This is a genomic window from Geobacillus sp. DSP4a, from assembly GCF_013096875.1.
Taxonomy (GTDB): domain Bacteria; phylum Bacillota; class Bacilli; order Bacillales; family Anoxybacillaceae; genus Geobacillus; species Geobacillus thermophilus.
In genome coordinates, this window is sequence record NZ_SDLD01000203.1 from 1 (window position 1) to 439 (window position 439).

At 53.8% G+C, this 439-nt stretch carries 2 rRNA genes; both read left to right on the plus strand.

Annotated features, from left to right (window positions below):
• A 16S ribosomal RNA gene (locus tag ETC02_RS17000) occupies positions 1-56 on the plus strand; the annotation flags it as partial.
• Positions 57-336: 280 nt separating this feature from the next.
• Positions 337-439: ribosomal RNA gene (locus ETC02_RS17005) — 23S ribosomal RNA — on the plus strand; the annotation flags it as partial.

The following is a 439-nucleotide window of genomic DNA, read 5'->3' on the forward strand; positions in this document are numbered from 1 at the left end:
GGGTGAAGTCGTAACAAGGTAGCCGTACCGGAAGGTGCGGCTGGATCACCTCCTTTCTAAGGACGAAAAGCGGAGGCCGCAATGGCCAACTGTCGATACACAGCGCTTTCGTTTCGTTCAGTTTTGAAGGAATGAGAAATTCCTTCAAAAGCGCCTGTGCCTGCGTCTGCTTAGCAGGTTCGGGGGAGTAGTCTCGTTTGCGTCTGCGTCTACAAGCGGATTCGGAGAAGCCGAATTCCTCGACGCAAGACTGCAGAGAAGCAAATTCAAGAAGCAGTCTCGTTCCTTGAAAACTAGATAACCGGAAACGCAAAGGAAGAAGCCGAGAGCGCTGTAGGTTAAGCTAGAAAGGGCGCACGGTGGATGCCTTGGCACTAGGAGCCGATGAAGGACGGGGCAAACGCCGAAACGCTCCGGGGAGCTGTAAGCAAGCGTCGAT